Here is a 5,274-nt window from a genome sequence, read left to right as displayed (position 1 = left end):
CCTATGACCTGGAAGGCCGGCTGACCAGCGTCGTCTACAGCCAGAGCGGTCAGCCGAGCCAGACCATCACCTGGAGCTGGGATCTCGTCGGCGCGGACTACACCTACAGCATCGGCCGGCTCAGCCGAGTGGATCACCCGAGCGGCTTCGCCCGCGTCAAGTACGACCCGCGCGGCCGAATCACCGAAGCCGTGCAGTCGGTGAACGCCAAGGCCGGTGCGAACACCGTGCCGATCCAGACGACGGTGAAGTACGCCTACTCGCATGGCGACCTGATGACCATCACCTATCCGTCGGGCCGSGTGCTGGTGATCACGCGCGACACCGGCGAGCTGATCGCGATGAGCCTGGCSAAGGACGCAGGCAGCACGCCCGTGCCGCTGATCAGCAACGTGAAGTGGGAACCCTTCGGCCCGGTGAGCGGCTGGGACTGGCACATGGCMAGCGGCCTGGTGAATCACACGAGGCAGTTCGACCTGAGCGGCCGCATCGTGCGCTACCCGCTGGGCAACGTGCTGCGCGACSTGACYTACGACGCCGCCGACCGCATCAGCGGGTTCACGCACCTGCTGGCCACGGACGGCACGCCGCAGATTGCGCTGGACCAGAGCTTCGACTACGACGAGAACAGCCGGCTGACCAACATCACGACGGCCGCATCGACCTGGTCGATTGCCTATGACCCCAAYGGCAACCGCGYGAGCGTGAGYCTGAACGGTAGCCCGAGCACCTACACGACCGAGGCGACGAGCAACCGGCTGACGAGCATCACGAACCCGGCCMGMAGCTTCGGCTACGACAACGCCGGCAACACGACCAGCGACAGCACGAACTACATGGCGGTCTACGGGCTGAACGGCTCGATCGCGAGCATCACGAAGGCGGGTGTGACCGGCAGCTACGACTACGACGCCGAGCGCCGACGCATCCGCAAGGTGACGAGCACGGGTGAGACGGTGATCTTTGTGTACGACCTCGAAGGCCAGTTGCTCGGGGAATACGACCAGACCGGCAAGGCGCTGCGCGAATACGTATGGCTGGACAACATCCCGGTGGCGATGTTCACGCCGGACCCGGGCAACGCGAGCGGCCCGCCGCTCATCTACTACATCCACGCCGATCACCTGAATGCGCCGCGCATCGTCGTCGATCAGACTGGAGCCAAGCGCTGGCGCTGGCTGGCCGAGCCGTTCGGCACGACGGCGCCGGAGACGAATCCCGATGGGCTCGGGACCTTCACACAGAACCTGCGCTTCCCGGGGCAGTATGCGGATGCGGAGAGCGGGCTTTGGTACAACCACTTCCGGTTCTACACCCCTCATGGAGGTTCCTACCAGCAAAGTGACCCGATTGGGCTACAAGGCGGCATCAACACCTATGCCTACGTCGAGGGTAACCCGCTCAGCTTTGTTGACCCGACAGGCGAATGCCCTTGGTGCATTGCAGCAGTAGTTGGCGGTGCCATAGACCTAGCAGTGCAACTCTATGAAAACGGCGGGAATCTGAAGTGTGTGAACTTGGCGCAGGTGGGTGTTGCCGCAGTGTCCAGCGCAGGGCTAGGCATCGTGGGTAGGTACGCAGCGAATGGCTTGCTCGCGAAGACATTCTTTAATTCCAATTTTCGAGCTTTCTCTGGGCCGTACTGGAGAATGATGGGCGGAGCCTTCAATCAGTGGTATGGCGTCGGTAATTTGGATCACTGGCTGATTTCGCAAGCCAGAGCCAAAGTGGCGGGGCCGCTAGTGCGCGGAATGGCAAACTCAGGATTGAATCTTGTGGAAATTCCTGCTGCGCTGAATCATGCAATAGGAATGGGGGGCTGGATGAATCCGATCGCCCAAGGGTGGGCAAGACGCGCAGTGTCGTCAATGATTCCATTGACGGCCGGCGCCGGCTTCGTTGCCGGCAAGCAACTTGCTGATGCAGCCACGGAAGAATGTGAGTGCAGAAAATGACTTTTTCAGCCATTTGCTTTCACTGCGGAAGTCCGAAGATTGGCTTCCTCGACGTATGTGCAAACTGCGGTAGGCATCCGACCTCTCGTGTCGAGAAGGCGCAAAGTCTGGTCTTATCCACGAATTTCATAGTCCAGTCCAATGAATTTGGTAATGAAGACGTATCGGCGTCGTGGGAGGAGCTGCAAAGACTAGGAAGAGAAATTGAGGAATCTGGCTCGGTAAGCTTGCCGATCGAGAGAGTTGAGCTTGCCACCAAGCAAATCGATTGGATGGAGTCATTGAATCTGAAGAAGGTCGCTGTATCAGCGGCGATATGGATATTGCCGGTTGTGGTGGTAGTGGTTTTTGTCGGCTTCAGAAGTTGCGCAGGGCATTAGTTTTGGCCGCGGATGGTTTTTGAGGGGCCATTGAGCAAAACAGCGCTATCGAAAAATAGGGTGCCCGATGCAATAAAAAGTCAGCCATGGAATCTCAATCCCATTCCGAGGTCGACTCACGAACTGATTCACGGGAACGCGCCCGGCGGAGCAAGGTCTGGCGCTTTCATGCGCTGGTGGCAAGGAACGCCAGGATGGGCAAAGGGTTTGGAGATTGGCGCAGGCACGGCCGTTCCGGCGCCAAACCACAAGGAAGATGACTGTGAATGCCAATAGTCCACAGCCTCGTTGGCCAGCTTGGGGTCATGATCAAAGATGGGCATGGCATCTTCAAAGCATTGAGCCGCTGCGTACGGCAAAGACGGATTACCTGCAACAAGGTAGTCTCCATACAGTCAAGATCCTGGATTCCAACTTGGATCTGTTCAGAGTCGTTGATGTCCGCACCATGGGGCGCGCGGGAATCTTTGGATGGCGTCCCGGCTTTGCCGGAACATACTTGCGCGTTGATCCGATTCTCAGACTCGACAGGCAACTCGATCTGTCAGAAGCGAAGCGCTACGTGGTTGAATTCATTTCCAATCATCCGGAGGTTTATAGCTCCGAAATGTCTCCAACCCAGATGTTTTCGATAGTGATGGGTGCAGCATCAGAGCGACGCGGCAGGGCCAAGCCACCCATACTTTCGAAGCAGCCGACGAGTCCAAAGGGCTGAAGTCCCGACTACGTCCGCCATACCCGCGGCACCTGCGCCGGCAAGCCCCACGCGACATCCCGCCAGCGTTTCCACACACTCGTCAGCAATTCCATCGCCGGCTCGACGCGATGCGCCAGCACGCGCAGCATGACCAGCTCGTCATGCGGCGACGTCGCACCGGCGGTGGCGCGCAGCGCGTGCGCCTCGAGCTGCTCGCGCGCCGCATCGATCAGCGCCTCGCGCCGCGCGCCCGCCAAGGCAGAGCCACCCGCGAACCACATCGTCGCGAGCACGCTGTGCCCCGCAAAGCCCACCGGCGAATCGAGCAGCAGCCGATCCTCGCCATCGACCGTCCCCCGTTCCAGCCACACGCCCGGCAGCTCGATCTGCTGCGTGTAGCGGCCCGCGTCGAACAGCTCGCCGCTGGCCGGCAGCCCGAGCGCCAGCACGTCCCAGCCGATCATCTCGGCACCGGGTTCCAGCTCGAAGCGCATGCGGTTCTCGGCCAGCGTGCGCCGGTAGCACAGCGTCTCCAGCGGCAGCCATTCCAGGCGTGCACCACCGGCCACGCGGGCCGTCAGGCTCTGCACCGCGGTCTCGCCGAGGCTGCGGTAGAAGCGCGTCGCGCCCGGCGTCGTGATCAGCGCGTGGGCGCCGGCGTCGAGCGTGGCTTCTATCGCCAGCACATCCCCGCCGACGATGCCGCCAGGCGGGTGCACCAGCACGTTGTGGCAGATCCCGGGGCCTTCGGGGTAGAGGCTTTGCAGGATGCGCAGCGGCCCGCTGTGTCGGTCGTGGACGACGCAGCGGCCGGCGTCGTGGCGGTAGTGGAGTTGCAGGCGACCGTTCCAGGCCATGGGCTCGGGGTGTTGATGCGGGGCGCGTGCAGTGTAGGGGCGGCCGCGGCTTCCTTGGCCGGCACCGGCCGTTGCGTCTCCAGCAGCCAGATGCCCGGCGTGGTGTCGGCGAACGGGATGGCAACCGGCCCGAGCGCGGCCAGGCGGCGTTTGATCGACGGCAGCATGCAGGCCTCCGCTCAGTGGGTCCGCGCCGGGCCGCGCGTGAACAGCGGCTCCGGCGTTTCATCCGCGGCCTGCTCGTCGAAGTAGCGGGCCGCCATCGCCTGCGCCATCTGCGACGGCGTCAGCAGCTGCAGGTGGGCCGGCGGCGCGGTGCTGCGGCTGATCAGGTCGAGCAGCAGGTCGAGTGCGATCGCGGTGGTCGACAACGCGAGCCACAGCAGCACCTGCTCGAGCCAGTCCTGCCCGATCACCAGCGCGACCGGCACCGAGACCCACAGGCTCAGGCAGTAGAAGCAGGCGAGCGACGAGCCCTCGCCGGCCCAGCGCCGCAAGTTCTCCAGCACGCGGCGCGGGCCGGCTTGCACGTGCAGCAGGTGGGTGAGGCGCCAGACGGCCAGCGCGCCAAGGACGGACAGGTACCACTTCATGGGCGTCTCCTGAGGAGGATGGGATGCGGTGGAGGAATCCATGGACCGCATTCCATCGGCCTCGCCTTCCCATTGACACGCCCGTGTGCCGCCCGATCTCCCCGGGCGCGAGACGATCACGAGACGATGCACGCCCGGACGCAAAAAACCCCTGGGAGGACGGGCCTCGCAGGGGTTCGGTGGGAGAGGGCGGAGGGATCAGGCGCGGCGCGGTTTGTCCTCTCCCTTGGGGATGATGTCCCCGTCACCGCAGGGGTCGGGCTGGCGGCCTTTCGGCGGCTCGTAGCGCGCGTTGAACACCGGGAACTCGGGGATCGCTGCCGGCAGCAGGCCCTTGAACGGCTGGCCCTTGTGGTACTCGACGATGAAGTCGACCCAGTCGGTGACCTTCACGAAGTCGATGATGTGCGGCTGCACGCGCGGCAGCGTCGGATCGGGGTTCACGTCGAGGTAGTACGGCGAGCGCCAGTCCCACAGGCCGAGCAGCAGCGGGTCGGGCAGGAAGATGTTCATCGCGAGGTTCTTCGCCGAGAAGTCCCACAGTGCGCCGGGGGCCGTCCACGGCGCATCGACGGCGCCGTAGCGCTTGATGTCCTTCAGCGCATCGCGCAGCCCGGCCGCCGCCTGCTGCACCTTGAACGGCGCGAAGTCGGTGGCCAGCAGCTCGGTGGCCAGGCTGTCGATGTCGGTCAGCTCGTCCGGCGTCTCCAGGTCCATGTTGGCGTTGGTGTCGAACTGCTGCGCGCGGCGGATCGCGGCGCGGATCTTCTGCACGATGGCCGGGCGCTGCGC

At 63.7% G+C, this 5,274-nt stretch carries 6 protein-coding genes; 3 read left to right on the top strand and 3 right to left on the bottom strand.

Translation table 11 applies throughout. From position 1 onward, the window contains the following. From AC1D01_RS19690 to AC1D01_RS19680, 3 genes are all read left to right on the top strand, one after another. A partial coding sequence (locus AC1D01_RS19690; protein ID WP_477869235.1) for an RHS repeat domain-containing protein occupies positions 1 to 1,955 on the top strand: 1,955 nt, incomplete at its 5' end. Continuing rightward, entirely contained in the window at positions 1,943 to 2,335 is a 393-nt protein-coding gene (locus AC1D01_RS19685; RefSeq protein ID WP_477869233.1) for a nitrogenase component 1 family protein, read from the top strand. The genes AC1D01_RS19690 and AC1D01_RS19685, both read left to right, overlap by 13 nt. 415 nt (positions 2,336 to 2,750) lie before the next feature. After that, positions 2,751 to 3,050, top strand: coding sequence for a hypothetical protein (locus AC1D01_RS19680; protein ID WP_477869231.1), 300 nt, complete (start codon positions 2,751 to 2,753; stop codon positions 3,048 to 3,050). Between the two features lie 8 nt (positions 3,051 to 3,058). Here the strand turns inward: AC1D01_RS19680 and AC1D01_RS19675 are convergent, their stop codons facing one another. The 3 genes from AC1D01_RS19675 to AC1D01_RS19665 form a co-directional block, all read right to left on the bottom strand. Further along, on the bottom strand, positions 3,059 to 3,889 hold the full coding sequence (locus AC1D01_RS19675; protein ID WP_477869229.1) for an urease accessory protein UreD: 831 nt from the start codon (positions 3,887 to 3,889) through the stop codon (positions 3,059 to 3,061). Positions 3,890 to 4,068: 179 nt separating this feature from the next. Then, complete coding sequence (locus AC1D01_RS19670) at positions 4,069 to 4,482, bottom strand: hypothetical protein (protein ID WP_477869227.1); 414 nt, start codon at positions 4,480 to 4,482, stop codon at positions 4,069 to 4,071. Positions 4,483 to 4,680: 198 nt separating this feature from the next. Then, on the bottom strand, positions 4,681 to 5,274 hold a 594-nt coding region (locus tag AC1D01_RS19665), incomplete at its 5' end, for a hypothetical protein (RefSeq protein ID WP_477869225.1).

It is taken from the genome of Rhizobacter sp. P3_B12 (genome assembly GCF_056402895.1).
The sequence above is the reverse complement of the archived record's forward strand: the minus strand, read 5'-3'. Positions and strand labels throughout refer to the sequence as shown.

Coding starts and splice junctions, on each gene's coding strand:
- AC1D01_RS19675 (WP_477869229.1), bottom strand. CDS start 3,889: ATGGCCTGGAACGGTCGCCTGCAACTCCACTACCGCCACGACGCCGGC.
- AC1D01_RS19670 (WP_477869227.1), bottom strand. CDS start 4,482: ATGAAGTGGTACCTGTCCGTCCTTGGCGCGCTGGCCGTCTGGCGCCTC.